This window comes from Roseibium sp. (assembly GCF_048261595.1).
Taxonomy (GTDB): domain Bacteria; phylum Pseudomonadota; class Alphaproteobacteria; order Rhizobiales; family Stappiaceae; genus Roseibium.
Genome location: NZ_JBLXFW010000006.1, coordinates 60,643 through 75,819, shown reverse-complemented (window position 1 = coordinate 75,819; position 15,177 = coordinate 60,643). Strand labels below are relative to the sequence as shown.

The 15,177-nt window shown below is 59.7% G+C and carries 10 protein-coding genes and 1 pseudogene; 9 read left to right on the top strand and 2 right to left on the bottom strand.

Annotated elements, in window-relative coordinates:
• Window positions 1-231 precede the first annotated feature (231 nt).
• Window positions 232-930 carry a cyclic nucleotide-binding domain-containing protein gene (locus ACN0SY_RS17570; RefSeq protein WP_417689462.1) on the bottom strand — a complete coding sequence of 233 codons (699 nt, stop codon included), beginning with the start codon at window positions 928-930 and terminating at the stop codon, window positions 232-234.
• Between the two features lie 268 nt (window positions 931-1,198).
• Here ACN0SY_RS17570 and ACN0SY_RS17565 point away from each other — a divergent pair.
• From ACN0SY_RS17565 to mog, 9 genes and pseudogenes are all read left to right on the top strand, one after another.
• Window positions 1,199-4,006 (top strand): annotated as a pseudogene (locus ACN0SY_RS17565) (nitrate/nitrite transporter); the annotation flags it as partial.
• A 30-nt stretch (window positions 4,007-4,036) separates the two neighbouring features.
• Window positions 4,037-7,795: a nitrate reductase subunit alpha gene (locus tag ACN0SY_RS17560; RefSeq protein ID WP_417689460.1), complete on the top strand. Its 3,759-nt coding sequence runs from the start codon at window positions 4,037-4,039 to the stop codon at window positions 7,793-7,795.
• A complete protein-coding gene (narH, locus tag ACN0SY_RS17555; protein ID WP_417672497.1) occupies window positions 7,792-9,333 on the top strand; it encodes a nitrate reductase subunit beta in 1,542 nt (513 codons plus the stop codon). The genes ACN0SY_RS17560 and narH overlap by 4 nt, the downstream gene beginning before the upstream one ends.
• Complete coding sequence (gene narJ, locus ACN0SY_RS17550) at window positions 9,330-10,043, top strand: nitrate reductase molybdenum cofactor assembly chaperone (protein ID WP_417689458.1); 714 nt, start codon at window positions 9,330-9,332, stop codon at window positions 10,041-10,043. Before narH ends, narJ begins: the two co-directional genes overlap by 4 nt.
• 11 nt (window positions 10,044-10,054) lie before the next feature.
• The gene (narI, locus tag ACN0SY_RS17545; RefSeq protein ID WP_417689456.1) at window positions 10,055-10,774 is read left to right on the top strand and encodes a respiratory nitrate reductase subunit gamma; all 720 of its coding nucleotides are present in this window, start codon (window positions 10,055-10,057) and stop codon (window positions 10,772-10,774) included.
• A 6-nt stretch (window positions 10,775-10,780) separates the two neighbouring features.
• A complete protein-coding gene (locus ACN0SY_RS17540; protein WP_417689454.1) occupies window positions 10,781-11,701 on the top strand; it encodes a peptidylprolyl isomerase in 921 nt (306 codons plus the stop codon).
• A 12-nt stretch (window positions 11,702-11,713) separates the two neighbouring features.
• Window positions 11,714-12,295 carry a hemerythrin domain-containing protein gene (locus ACN0SY_RS17535; protein WP_417689452.1) on the top strand — a complete coding sequence of 194 codons (582 nt, stop codon included), beginning with the start codon at window positions 11,714-11,716 and terminating at the stop codon, window positions 12,293-12,295.
• Window positions 12,285-12,911, top strand: a complete 627-nt coding sequence (locus tag ACN0SY_RS17530) for a carbonic anhydrase (RefSeq protein ID WP_417689450.1) — start codon at window positions 12,285-12,287, stop codon at window positions 12,909-12,911. The genes ACN0SY_RS17535 and ACN0SY_RS17530 overlap by 11 nt, the downstream gene beginning before the upstream one ends.
• A 205-nt stretch (window positions 12,912-13,116) precedes the next feature.
• Entirely contained in the window at window positions 13,117-13,644 is a 528-nt protein-coding gene (gene mog / locus ACN0SY_RS17525) for a molybdopterin adenylyltransferase (RefSeq protein ID WP_417689448.1), read from the top strand.
• A gap of 158 nt (window positions 13,645-13,802) precedes the next feature.
• On the opposite strand, the gene glp is transcribed toward mog, so the two are convergent.
• Complete coding sequence (gene glp / locus ACN0SY_RS17520; RefSeq protein ID WP_417689446.1) at window positions 13,803-15,068, bottom strand: gephyrin-like molybdotransferase Glp; 1,266 nt, start codon at window positions 15,066-15,068, stop codon at window positions 13,803-13,805.
• Window positions 15,069-15,177 lie beyond the last annotated feature (109 nt).

Here is a 15,177-nt window from a genome sequence, read left to right as displayed (position 1 = left end):
CATCGGATCGGTTTGATTAGCCCGCTTGAATGGTCCCGGTTGATTGTAGGTGCATGATCGGTAGGAGTTTCCCCATTCGGGTTTGAAGGTGTTGGTCACAGTCTGGTTTGTCTGGATCGCGTAGGATTCTTGATCTAAGCACAATTAAACTGTCTCCTCGTTGATACGAGGAGTGGCAAGGATGATCGTCTTGGCTGGCCTCAGGTGAAGGAACTCTGGTCTCTCCTACACTCACACCTGATTGTCGTCGATGAGCGGGCTTGGCCGTGCCAGAGTCGTGAGCGCAGGAATGTCCGTCAGTTCGATCGTGCTGCCGGAGACGGCAACGCCATAGGGAGCCAGGGTGTTGAACGCCCTCGATAGATTTTCAGGCGTCATCGCGAGAATGGAGGCCAACCGTCGCTTGTCATGGGGCAGCTCCAGAACGCCTGTGCTGCCCTGTTCCCGATGATAACGTAGCAGGCGGTTGGCAAGGCGCTCGACCGCCGACCGAAGTTTCAGGTCCTTGTATTCCTTGATGACCCCCCGATAGCAGGTCGCCAATTCGGTCACGATGGAACGTGCGAAGCCGGGGTCTTCATAAAATGCCTTGCGGATATCTTCGGACGGGATCAGCAGGACTTTCGATTTTTCGCAGGTCCTTGCGGACATCAGATAGACGGCATCTTTCAAGACTGCTGCCAGGATGAAGGTACCGATGGGGCGCACCAGGGCCATCGTGGCATTGCGTCCGTTGGACGACGCGCAGAGTTCGACGCAGCCGTCAATCAGAACATAGAGAAAATCTGCCGGGTCGCCCTCGTTGATTAGATCAAGATGTGCGGGAAATGTCTGCAGGTAGGCCGCCTGCATCAACATATCGAAGTTGCTGTCCGACATAGATCTGAAAAGACTCAATTCGCGGACTTCGGGCAAGTCGCTCGCACGCATTGCTGTTCCTCTCCGACACTTGATAAATATCAAGAGCTCCATTGACAGAACTAGCAGTTAGATTTGCCGAACTCAATCATGATTTTGATCTTTGCAGGCACAAAATTGATGTGGCTTGTCTTCGGCCTTGTTTCGATCTGAAACATGCTTCGACTTGATCGAAGTCAATAAAAACTCCGCGTGAATGAAGATGTTCTTTCCACCTGCAACGGGAGATGCAGTCTTGCCTCCCAAAATAAGGGGTAGAACGATGCATTCGCTGAAAGGCGTCACGCGTTCGGATCAGTACCGGGCGCTTGGACTAAGCACCTTCGCGTTCACAGTGTGTTTCGCTGTCTGGACGATTTTTTCGATCATCGGCGTGAAGATCAAGGGAGAGCTGAGTCTGAGCGATACCCAGTTCGGTCTCCTGGTCGCGACGCCGGTTCTTACGGGATCCATCAGCCGAATCTTCCTTGGCGTTTGGACCGAGCAGTTCGGCGGGCGCATCATGTTCCCGCTCCAGATGCTCGTCACCGCTGTCTGCGTTTGGCTTCTGACCTCCGTAAGAACATATGAAGTCTTCCTCCTGGCTGCTCTCGGTCTGGGTCTCGCTGGCGGCTCCTTCATCATCGGTGTCGCCTATGTGTCCCAGTGGTTCGAAAAGGAAAAGCAGGGTACTGCACTCGGCATCTTCGGTGCCGGTAACGTCGGTGCTGCCGTCACGAACTTTGCAGCCCCGTTCCTTGTCGTTGCCCTCGGCTGGGAAGGTACTGCGAAGGTCTATGCCGTGGTTCTGGCGATCACTGCAGTGCTCTTCTATGTGCTCACGAAAGATGACCCCGCGCAGGCTGCACGCAAGAAGACCGGTGCTTCAGCTGTCTCCGCTGCGGAACAGCTTGCTCCCCTTAAGAACATTCAGGTCTGGCGCTTCGCGACCTATTACTTCTTCGTATTTGGCGCATTCGTCGCGCTCGCATCGTTCCTGCCGCGCTACTACGTCGGAGCATACGGTCTTGAACTGACCACCGCCGGCGTCCTTGCAGGTCTCTACTCCCTGCCAGGCTCCGTCTTCCGTGCACTTGGGGGCTGGATGTCCGACCGCTGGGGCGCCCGTTGGGTCATGTATCTGACCTTCATCGTCTCGCTCGCGTGTCTGTTCATCATGAGCTACCCGCAGACCCAGTACACCGTTCAGGGGATCTCGAGCACGATCGTCTTCCAGTTCGGCATTGGACTGTCCCTCTTCGTAGCCCTGACGGTCATCCTCGGTTTCGTCATGAGCCTTGGTAAGGCAGCTGTCTACAAGCACATCCCGGTCTACTACCCACACCACGTCGGCTCGGTCGGTGGTCTGGTGGGCATGATTGGCGGGCTCGGCGGTTTCGTTCTTCCGATCGCCTTCGGGATCCTGCTCGACGCAACCGGTGTCTGGACGGCCCCATTCATGCTGATGTTCGTGCTGGTTGCCGTTTCGACAGTCTGGATGCACGTCGCCATCCGCCGAATGGAAATGAAGCGTCACCCGGGCCTGGAAGAAGAAAAATATCTCTCGGATGTCCCGGAGATGCCACTTGCCAAGCCGGACGCATCCCAAGGTCAGGTCTCAGGTACCGCACGTCCCAGTCCGGCACAATGACCTGGCGTGGCAGGCCGCCGCAGGCGGCCTGCCTCCCGATTTTCTCCATCAAGGAATACGAAAATGGCAACAGCAACCGCTCAGGCCTCTCAAAAGGGGCCACTCCTGACAGACTGGCGGCCTGAAGATCCCGCCTTCTGGGACGCTACAGGAAGGTCCATTGCTACGCGCAATCTGTGGATCTCGATCCCGAACCTGCTTCTGGCCTTCTCGGTCTGGATGGTCTGGTCCGTCGTCGTTGCGAAGATGCCGGCCATAGGCTTCGATTTCTCCGTCGACCAACGCTTCTGGCTTGCGGCGCTTCCTGGCCTTTCGGGCGCGACCTTGCGCATCTTCTACAGCTTCATGATCCCGATCTTCGGCGGCCGCAAGTGGACGGCGCTGTCGACCGCATCCCTGCTCCTGCCGGCCATCGGCATCGGTTTTGCCGTACAGAACCCGGAAACCACCTACGTTACATTCCTGGTTCTGGCCCTGATGTGCGGCTTCGGCGGCGGCAACTTCGCCTCCTCGATGGCCAACATCGCCTACTTCTACCCGAAGAAGACCAAGGGCAACGCCCTGGCGCTCAACGCCGGCCTCGGCAACCTCGGCGTCTCGGTCATGCAGTTTGTTGTTCCGCTGGTCATCACGGCTGGTGTCTTCGGCGCCATCGGCGGCGAGCCTCAGACCCTGTCCGACGGTTCCCAACTCTGGATCCAGAACGCCGGTTTCATCTGGGTTCCCTTTATCGCCGTCAGCGCCGTCGCAGCGTGGTTCGGCATGAACGACATCGCTTCGGCCCAGGCCAGCTTCAAGGAACAGTCGGTTATCTTCAGCCGCAAGCACAACTGGATCATGTGCATCCTCTACACGGGCACCTTCGGTAGCTTTATCGGTTACTCCGCAGGCTTCCCGCTGCTGATGAAGACGCAGTTCCCGGCGGTCGATGCTCTTGCATACGCCTTTCTCGGCCCGCTCGTTGGCGCCCTGAGCCGTGCGGCAACCGGCTGGATCTCCGACAAGTTCGGCGGCGGACGCGTTACCTTCTGGACCTTCCTCGGCATGATCGTCGCCGTCGGCGGTGTGCTCTTCTTCCTCGGCATCAAGGAACAGCCGGGCGCATTCTGGGGCTTCTTCGCCTGCTTCATGGCCCTGTTCTTCCTGACTGGCGTCGGCAACGCGTCGACCTTCCAGATGATCCCCTCGATCATGCGTCAGGAAGTGCCGCGTCTGATGCCGCAGCTCGACCAGGCCGCGACGCTGAAGCAGTCTGAGCGTGAGAGTGCTGCAATCATCGCCTTCACCTCGGCAATCGCCGCATACGGCGCCTTCTTCATCCCCAAGGCGTACGGCTCTTCGATCAGCCTGACAGGCGGACCGGAAGCGGCTCTGTGGACCTTCGGCATCTTCTACGCCGTCTGCACGGTGATCACCTGGGCCTACTACTCCCGCAAGAACGCGCCGGTTCCCTGCTGAACCGGTGCCCCAAGAGGAGAGGAAACAAGAATGTCGCATTTACTTGACCGCCTGAGCTTCCTGTCTCGGAAGACCAGCGAGACCTTCTCGGAAGGTCATGGGGTCACGACCAATGAAAGCCGCACTTGGGAAGACGCGTACCGCAAGCGCTGGCAGCACGACAAAATCGTTCGCTCGACCCATGGAGCGAACTGCACCGGGTCCTGTTCGTGGAAGATCTACGTCAAGGGCGGGATCGTCACCTGGGAAACCCAGCAGACCGACTATCCGCGCACGCGGCCGGACCTGCCGAACCATGAGCCGCGCGGATGTTCGCGCGGCGCCAGCTACTCCTGGTACATGTATTCGGCCAACCGGGTGAAGCATCCGCTGATCCGCTCGCGGCTCCTCAAGCTGTGGCGCAAAGAGAGGGCCGTAAAGACCCCGATCGGCGCCTGGACCGCGATCCAGGAAGATCCGGCAAAGCGCAGCGAATACATCAAGGTTCGTGGTCACGGCGGTTTCGTCCGAGCAGACTGGGACGAAGTCAACGAGATCATCGCGGCCGCCAACGCCTACACGGCAAAGAAGTGGGGCCCGGACCGGGTCATTGGCTTCTCGCCGATCCCGGCAATGTCGATGGTGTCCTACGCAGCCGGGTCCCGCTACCTGTCGCTGCTGGGCGGTACCTGCATGTCCTTCTACGACTGGTACTGCGACCTTCCGCCGGCATCGCCAATGACCTGGGGCGAGCAGACCGACGTTCCGGAATCCGCTGACTGGTACAATGCCGGCTTCCTGATGCTGTGGGGATCCAACGTCCCCCAGACCCGTACGCCGGACGCGCACTTCTACACGGAAGTTCGCTACAAGGGCACGAAGTCGGTCGTCGTGTCTCCGGACTATTCGGAAGCTGCGAAATTCTCCGACATGTGGCTGCATCCCAAGCAGGGTACGGACGCGGCTCTGGCCATGGCCATGGGCCACGTCATCCTGCGCGAATACCACCTGGACCGCCAGGCCGAGTACTTCGAGGATTACTGCAAACGCTACACCGACATGCCGCTACTTGTCCGTCTCGTCGAAAAGGACGGCAAGCTTGTTCCGGACACGCTCCTGCGCGCTTCGGAATTTGCCCGTGGCCTCGGCGAGAAGAACAATCCGGACTGGAAGACGGTCGGTATCGAGGCCGGGTCCGGCGACGTTGTCGTCCCGACCGGCTCCATCGGCTTCCGCTGGGGCGAGCAGGGCAAGTGGAACCTTGAATCGAAAGATGCCAAGGGCAATGACATCGATCTCAAGATGAGTCTCATCCTCGATGACGACCATGACGAGATCGCCGATGTTGCCTTCCCGTACTTCGGAAACCGCGAGCACGACTTCTTCGAGGGCACTGACCACGACAGCGTTCTGGTTCGCAAGGTCCCGGCCAAGAAGGTGAAGCTCAAGGACGGCGAAGCGCTCGTCGCCACCGTCTTCGATCTCTTCGCGGCAAACTACGGCCTCGATCGCGGCCTGAAGGATCCGAACTCGGCATCCTCCTACGACCAGAACCTGCCCTACACGCCCGCATGGGCAGAGAAGATCACGGGTGTTCCGGCCAAGAACATCATCACGGTTGCCCGCGAATTCGCAACCAATGCAGAGAAGACCAATGGGCGTTCCATGGTCATCCTCGGCGCCGGCCTGAACCACTGGTACCACATGGACATGAACTATCGGGGGATCATCAATCTCCTGATCATGTGCGGCTGTATCGGTCAGTCCGGCGGTGGCTGGAGCCACTACGTGGGTCAGGAAAAGCTGCGCCCGCAGACCGGCTGGCTGCCCCTGGCCTTCGGCCTGGATTGGGGCCGTCCGCCGCGGCACATGAACTCGACCTCCTTCTTCTACGCCCACACGGATCAGTGGCGCTACGAAACCCTGAAGGTGGACGAGATCCTGTCTCCGACAGCACCGGAAGGCGATTGGAACGCAAGCCTCATCGACTACAACATCCGCGCAGAACGGATGGGCTGGTTGCCTTCGGCTCCGCAGCTGAAGACCAATCCGCTGGAGGTTGCCAAGGCAGCGGCCGCAGAAGGGGTCGAAGCCAAGGACTACGTCGCCAAGGCGCTCAAGGACGGATCGCTGGAGATGTCCTGCCAGGATCCGGACGACGAGCACAACTGGCCGCGCAACATGTTCGTCTGGCGCTCGAACCTGCTGGGCTCATCCGGCAAGGGCCACGAGTACTTCCTCAAGCACCTTCTGGGCACGTCCCACGGTGTCATGGGCAAGGATCTGGGCGCTGAAGGCTTGCAGGACTCCAAGGAAGTCAAATGGCACGACGAGGCTCCGGAAGGAAAACTGGACCTGCTCGTCACGCTCGACTTCCGCATGTCGACCACCTGCGTCTATTCCGACATCGTTCTGCCGACCGCTACCTGGTACGAAAAGAACGATCTCAACACCTCGGACATGCATCCGTTCATCCATCCTCTGACAAGCGCCGCGGATCCGGCATGGGATGCACGGAGCGACTGGGACATCTTCAAGGGCATCGCCCGGAAGTTCTCCGACGTCGCGCCGGAAATCCTCGGTGTAGAGAAGGACGTCGTCATGGTTCCGATCCTGCACGATACGGCCGGCGAGCTTGCCCAGCCGTTCGACGTCAAGGACTGGAAGAAGGGCGAAATCGACCCGATGCCGGGCAAGACCATGCCGACGGTCGCCGTGGTGGAACGGGACTACCCGAACCTCTACAAGCGTTTCACCGCGCTTGGCCCGCTCATGGACAAGCTGGGCAACGGTGGTAAGGGAATCTCCTGGAACACGGAACACGAGGTAGAACTCCTCGGCAAGCTGAACGGTGTCGTGACCGAGGAAGGCCCGACCAAGGGTCGTCCGAAGATCTCAAGCGACATCGACGCGACGGAAGTCATCCTGACGCTCGCGCCAGAAACCAACGGTGAAGTTGCGGTGAAGGCATGGGAAGCCCTGTCGAAGAACACCGGTCGCGATCACACACATCTCGCCATTCCCAAGGAAGACGAGAAGATCCGGTTCCGCGATGTGGTGTCCCAGCCACGCAAGATCATTTCCTCTCCGACCTGGTCAGGTCTGGAGTCGGAAAAGGTCTGCTACAACGCCGGCTACACCAACGTCCATGAACTGATCCCCTGGCGCACGCTGACCGGCCGTCAGCAGCTCTATCAGGATCACCTGTGGATGCGTGCCTTCGGCGAGGCGTTCTGCGTCTACCGGCCTCCGATCGATACCAAGTCGGTCACGCCGGCGATTGAGGCGAAGTACGATGGTCAGAAACAAGTCGTGCTGAACTTCATCACGCCGCACCAGAAGTGGGGCATCCACTCCACCTACTCGGACAACCTGATGATGCTCACGCTCAACCGTGGCGGACCGGTGGTCTGGGTTTCGGAAACCGATGCAGCCACGGCCGGGATTGTCGATAACGACTGGGTTGAAGTCTACAACGTGAACGGCGCGATCGTCGCTCGTGCGGTGGTCTCCCAGCGCATGAAGGACGGTACGATCTTCATGTATCACGCTCAGGAAAAGATCGTGAACACGCCAGGATCGCCCAGTACCGGTCAGCGTGGCGGGATCCATAACTCCGTGACCCGCGCCATCACCAAGCCGACCCACATGATCGGCGGGTATGCGCAGCAATCCTATGGCTTCAACTACTACGGCACTGTCGGCGCCAACCGCGATGAATTCGTGGTCGTGCGCAAGCTGGACAACATCGATTGGCTGGAAGGTCCGTATCAGGAGCCGGTCGCTTACAACAAGGAGGCGGCAGAATGAAGATCCGTGCACAAATCGGCATGGTGCTGAACCTCGATAAATGCATCGGGTGCCACACCTGCTCCGTGACCTGCAAGAACGTCTGGACCAACCGCGAAGGCGTCGAATACGCCTGGTTCAACAACGTCGAGACGAAACCCGGCATCGGTTATCCCAAGGAATGGGAAAACCAGAAGAAGTGGAACGGCGGCTGGGTCCGCAAGAAGAACGGCAAGATCCAGCCAAAGGCCGGTGCCAAGTGGCGGATCCTGGCGAATATCTTCGCCAACCCGGACCTGCCGGAAATCGACGACTACTATGAGCCGTTCGATTTCGACTACGGCCACCTTCAGACCGCCAAGGAAAGCCAGGCGACCCCGACCGCACGTCCGCGCTCGCTCGTCTCCGGCGAACGCATCGAAAAGATCGAGTGGGGCCCGAACTGGGAGGAAATCCTGGGCGGTGAATTCTCCAAGCGGTCGAAGGATGTCAACTTCGAAGGGGTCGAGAAGGAGATCTACGGCCAGTTCGAAAACACCTTCATGATGTACCTGCCGCGTCTTTGCGAGCACTGCCTCAACCCGGCCTGTGTCGCATCCTGCCCGTCAGGAGCGATCTACAAGCGCGAAGACGACGGCATCGTTCTCATCGACCAGGAAAAGTGCCGCGGCTGGCGCATGTGCGTCTCCGGCTGCCCCTACAAGAAGATCTACTACAACTGGTCTTCGGGTAAGTCCGAGAAGTGCGTGTTCTGCTACCCGCGCATTGAAGCCGGTCATCCGACCGTCTGCTCCGAGACCTGCGTCGGTCGTATCCGGTATCTCGGCGTCATCCTCTACGATGCAGACCGCATCGAGGAAGTGGCCTCGGGCTATGACGAGAAGGACCTCTATGAGCAACAGCTGAAGATCTTCCTGGATCCGAACGATCCGAAGGTCATCGAACAGGCTCGCAAGGACGGTATCCCGGAAGCCTGGCTGGAGGCTGCCAAGACTTCGCCGGTCTACAAGATGGCGATGGAGTGGAAGGTCGCCTTCCCACTGCATCCGGAATACCGGACGCTGCCGATGGTCTGGTACATCCCGCCGCTGTCGCCGCTACAGTCTGCTGCAGAAGCAGGCAAGATCGGCATGGATGGCGGTGTTCCAGACGTGAAGTCCATGCGTATCCCGGTACGCTACCTCGCCAACCTGCTCACCGCAGGCAATGAAGAGCCGGTCGTCCATGCGCTGGAACGCATGATGGCAATGCGGTCCTACATGCGGTCCAAGACCGTCGATGGCGTGATCGACGAGCAGGTGGCCGAACGCGTCGGCATGACCGGTCAGATGATCGAGGACATGTACCACGTCATGGCGATCGCCAACTACGAGGATCGCTTCGTCATTCCGACGTCGCACCGCGAGATCAGCGAAGACGCTTATGACGTTCGAGGCTCCTGTGGCTTCTCCTTCGGCAATGGCTGTTCCGGTGGATCCAACACCCAGGATCTGTTCGGAGCCAAGCGGACCAAGACGGTCCAGACGCCTACCGATATCTTCAAGGAGCAGATCGGATGAATACGACCCTCAAGATCATCTCGCTCTTGCTAACCTATCCGACCGAGGAACTGAAAGAAGGCTTGGGCGAACTCGCCCAGGCCCTCCGCTCGGACGAGAAGCTTGGAGATCGGCAGCGCCGCCTTCTCCTTTCCTTCATTGACGATCTGGCGCCCAAGGACCTGTTCGATCTTCAGGAACGCTACGTGTTCCTGTTCGATCGCACGCGTTCCCTTGCTCTGCACCTGTTCGAACACGTTCACGGCGAAAGCCGGGATCGCGGCCAGGCGATGGTGGACCTGATGGCAACCTACGAGGCTGCCGGCTTCGAGATCGGGGCAAAGGAACTCCCGGACTACCTGCCGATGTTCCTGGAATTCCTGTCGGTCCTGCCTGAGAACGAGGCGAGCGAACTGCTTGGCCAGACCGCCCATATTCTGGCCGTGCTGAAGGAACGCCTGCGCAAGCGCAAGTCGGTCTATCGCAACCTCTTCATCGTGCTGGAGTCCCTGGCGCTGGGAAAGCCTGACCGAGCCCTGGTCAAGGAGCTTCTGCAGCATCCGGAAGACGATCCTGCCGATCTGGAAGCGCTGGACGCCGTTTGGGAAGAGGAGGTTGTCACCTTTGGCGGCAACTCCGGTGAGAACTCCTGCGGCCCCGACCGTCTTCAGCGGCAAATTCGGGCAGCGGCCCGCAAGCCGGCCGATGTTTCGGCCCAAGCATCCCTTTAGGAGGAAATACCATGTCGGGTTACCTCAACACCTTGCTGTTCGGCATCTACCCCTACATTGCCCTCGCCGTTCTTATCCTGGGCAGCATTGTCCGCTATGACCGCGAACCCTACACTTGGCGCTCCGGTTCCAGCCAGCTGCTTCGAAGGAAGCAACTGGTCGTCGGATCCGTTCTGTTTCACGTCGGCGTTCTGGTCATCTTCTTTGGGCATCTCGTCGGCCTGCTGACCCCGATTGTGATCTTCGACGCACTGGGCATCAGCCACGGCGCCAAGCAGATGCTGGCAATCGTGGCCGGCGGTGTAGCCGGGATCATTGCGATCATCGGGGCAAGCCTGCTGGTTCACCGGCGGCTCTTCGATGCGCGGGTTCGTGCCGCGTCCAGCACGTCGGACACCCTGATCATCATGCTGCTGTGGGCTCAGCTCGCGCTCGGCCTGCTGACGATCCCCGTGTCGCTCCAGCATCTGGACGGCCACGAGATGGTCAAGTTCATGACCTGGGCACAGGGTATCTTTACGTTCCAGTCTGGCGCCGCCGACAACGTCGCCGAGGCGTCGATCATCTTCAAGCTGCACCTGGTTCTCGGCCTGACGATCCTGCTCCTGTTCCCGTTCACACGCCTGGTTCACATGCTCAGCGTTCCGGTCCGCTACCTGTGGCGTCCCGGCTACCAGGTCGTGCGGGCAAAGGAACGCCGCCCGCTGACCGTGCGCCTTCCCGGGGAGTGATCGATCATGGCAACGCTCTATACAAACCCGTCGCTCAACACCCGCCCGGACACTCCGGGCGGGGAGAAGCGGGGATATGACGGCTACATCGAGCCGGACACCAAGATCCCGCCGAAGGCCAAGCCCGTCGTGGACGAGATCAGCGTTGACGGAGTGGTGATTGCGGAAGCCGATATCCTGTCGGAGGCCCAGAACCATCCGGCAGAAAACCCCGGCGCGGCAGTTCGAGCGGCCGCCAAGGCTCTTGTCGTCCGCGAACTCCTGCTCCAGGAAGCCGGCCGGCAAGGCATCGGTGACGTTGCATGCGAAACGAACGGCCACGGGCGGGAAACACCGGACGATGCACGCATCCGGGCGCTGCTCGATGAGGAAGTCGACGTGCCGGCGGCGACTGAAGCCGAATGCCGCCGCTATTTTGAAATCAATGCTGCAAAGTTCTGCACTCCGGCGCTCTACGAAGTGCGTCACATCCTTCTGGCTGCAGACCGCGACGGAGATGTCATTGCCTGGGACAAGACGCGGCTGACCGCACTTGCCCTGTGTAAGCGACTGAATGAAAACCCGGGAGGGTTCTCAGCTGCGGCGGCAGAGTTTTCGGCCTGCTCCTCTGCGCAGGAATGCGGCCGGATCGGCCAGATTGCGAGCGGCGAAACCACAGAGGAGTTCGACCTTGCTCTGACAAAGATGCTCGAAGGCGAAATCTCGGAGCAACCCGTCGAAAGCCGGTTCGGTTTCCATGTGATTGCTCTCGACAAGATCGTACCGCCCCGCCAGCTGCCCTTTGAGCACGTGAAGGAAAAGATCGCCGCCTGGCTCGAGGCCTCCAGTTGGTCTCGCGCTGTGTCTCAGTACATCTCGATCCTTGCCAGTCAGGCCGACATCCAGGGCATCACCCTTGAAGGAGCGGACGGGCCACTGGTTCAGTAGGGGAGAAGAACAATGAACAGCTCGACCGAAGCACGGAGACTGGCTCTCGAAGCTCTGACAGTCCCGCCACCGGTAAGCCTGTTCGAAGCTCCGATCGAGTATCTCTTTGCCGAGCACTTCCGGCATAGAACGTTGTGCAACATGTTGGAGCAACTGGCGGTCGACGGTCGGAGCGACGAAGAGGACCTGACCGCCATGCTTGCCTTTCTCGAGACCGACTTCGATCTGCATCTGCGCGACGAGGAAGAGGACCTCTACGCGCTGATGCGCATGCGCGCGACGCCGGAAGACCGTATCGAAGAGCTGCTTGCCACGCTGAAGGACGATCACATGAGTGATCATTGCGCAGCCGGCGAGATCATCGATGTTCTCAGGAACCTCTCCATCGTCAACGGTCGCGTTGCCTGTCCGGTTGATGCGGCAGACCTTATCCGACGCTTCGCCAAGAACGAGCGTCGTCATCTCACCCGTGAAAATGCCATTGTCTTGCCGCTAGCACGCGCGCGCCTGACGGCCAGCGATCTGACCGCGCTCGGCCAGAGCATGGCAGCAAGGCGCGGCATCACGCTTCCGGAGACGGAAAATGCTGTCTGATCTGTTCGAACACAATCGCAAATGGGCCGATGAGCGGACCAACGAAGATCCGGATTACTTCCGGCGTCTGTCCGCCCTCCAACGACCGGAGTACCTCTGGATCGGCTGTTCCGACAGCCGGGTGCCGGCGAATGTGATCACCGGCCTGGAGCCGGGCGAGGTATTCGTGCATCGCAATGTAGCCAACCTCGTGCACCGAGCCGACCTCAACCTGCTCTCGGTTCTGGAGTTTGCCGTAGAGGCCCTGGAGGTCAAACACATCATCGTCTGCGGTCACTATGGGTGCGGAGGAGTCCGGGCCGCCATGGACGGACACCGGCACGGCATCATCGATCATTGGCTGCAGCCAATCAGGGATGCCGCGGACGAGAGCGAAAAAGAGCTTGGGCAACTCAAGAGCGATGATGAACGGCACAATCGGCTGTGCGAACTCAGCATCGAAGCCCAAGTATCCGCACTGGCCCGCACTCCGATTATTCAACAGGCATGGCGTCGCGGTAAGCAACTGGCGATTCACGGATGGGTCTACGGCCTCAATGATGGTCGCTTGCGGGATCTCAACTGCCACCGGACCGGTTGTTCTTGCGAGGTAGTCTCTGCCGAAGATGCGGGTTGACTAAAAAAGCAGCAGAGTAGCGGCCGAACCCGGTCGATATTTTCTCGAACCTTGATTGAAATCATGGGACGGAGCGAGGGCGCACGTAAACTCAGGCTACTCACTAGCTCAACGTCGTGCGTGGGACGGCAACGGTGCCAAGACAAAAGACCTAGATCGCTCGAAGCGGCAAAGACTGCCGCCGTTCCTTTTCTGGAGGGAGAAAATGAAAATCACGATTTTGACCATCTCGGACCGCGCCAGTCGCGGCGAGTACGCGGACCTTGGTGGGCCTGCGATTGAAAAGTGGCTGAAGACCACTGTTACGACCCCCATGACGATCACGCGACAGGTCATTCCGGACGGATTTGAGGAAGTTCGCGATGCGCTGATCGATCTGTGCGACCAGCAACGCGTTGACCTTGTCCTGACCACTGGTGGCACCGGGCCGTCGCCGCGCGATCTCACGCCCGAGGCGATGCGTGCCGTCATGGTCAAGGAGCTTCCGGGCTTTGGTGAACTGATGCGGCGCAGCAGCCTCGATCAGGTGCCAACCGCAATTCTCTCCCGTCAGACTGCAGGCATTCGTGGCAAGACGATGATCATCAACCTGCCAGGCGCGCCGTCCAGCATTGAGGTCTGCCTGAATACGGTGTTCCCGGCAGTGCCATATTGCCTTGAAGTCATTGGTGCCGGTTCAATCGAAACCGATCCGCGGCTGCTCAAGACCTATCGCCCGAACAAGGCGAGCTGACGTCCGAGGCGTAGCAAGCCTGTCATGCGCTTGAAGACCAGAAAACCGGCGATTTTCGCCGGTTTTTTGTCGTTGTAACATCGCTCTATATGGCCAAGCCTTAAAAGGCCTCTGCCGCTTCGCCCACCTCGAAAGGTGTGTTTGACGCGTACGGTATTCTAGATGATCAACTCGGACCGGAACGGGAAGAACTGGAGGCTCGAGCCTGGTTCCACGGTTTGGCAGTCACTGTCGATGACGCCGAGACCGTCGGCCTCGATCAACGGCATCAGGCGTGCCGATCCGGCCCTGCCGATCTTCTCGATCACCGGCAAGCCGCTCTCAGAAAGCCCGACCACGCTCGCCGGGAAGAATTCCCGTCGCCCGCCGCGCCGCGACAGCTCGAACGCGGCAGTAGCATTGAGCGGTGCCGCCGGGACGTGTGGACGTCCGCACAAAGCGGACAGAACCGGCCGGCATACCAGGAGGAAGTCCACGAAACAGGCGAGGGGGTTGCCCGGCAGGCCAAGGTAGATCGCCTGACCCAAGCTTCCGATCGTGATTGGTTTGCCTGGTTTGATCGCCATGCGCCAGTTCCGGATCTTGCCGCCAGCTTGAACGACCGCCGGACGCAGGTGGTCTTCAACGCCCACCGATACGCCCCCTGACGTTATGATCACGTCATGGTTCTCAGCGGCCTTCGCCAATGTTTCGCTGATGATGTCTCTGTTGTCGGGACGGATGCCCAAGTCGGTGATCTCGACGTTTTCCTCGGACAGAAGTGCCGAGAGCATCGGACGGTTCGTGTCGAAGATGCTGCCCTGTCCCATGCCGACGCCGGGATCCCGCAATTCGTTGCCTGTCGACAGCAGTGCGATCTTCAACCGGCGCCGGACTTCGATCCCCTGGTAGCCGCTGGCCGCCAGAACGGCGACGTGGCGCGGGTCGATGCGGGTGCCAGCCTTGATCAGGACATCCATGGAAGAAACGTCCTCACCCTTTCGACGGATGTTGTCTCCTGCCGGCACATCGAAAGTCGGGCTGACGTTGCCATCGGCGATGCTGACATGCTCCTGCATGACCACAGACTCGGTGCCCGCCGGGATCGGCGCGCCGGTCATGATCCGCAGGGCCTCGCCCCGACCGAGCCGGTCCGGCGGGGCATCGCCGGCAATCACGGTACCGGCAATCCTGAAGGGACCTCTGCCGTGACCTGCCAACGCGTAGCCGTCCACCGCGGAATGGTCGCGCAATGGCAGGCTGAACAGGGATACCACGTCGTAGGCGGCTACTCTGCCGACCGCATCCTTGATCTGGACGGTTTCGGTGCCGGTGACAGGCGTGCACAGTCCGATCGCACTCTCGATCGTCTGTTCAACACTGGCGAGCGCGCCGCAATCCTTGTTGTTCGAAGAGCAACAATCCAGTGGCGATTTTTCAGACATGCTTCGGGTTCCTGTGCAGTGCTGTCCGTTCTAAATGATGTTTCATCACACTGAACCTAAAGCCACTTCGAGCCATTGATCATGATCAATTACGATACTCATGGCCTGA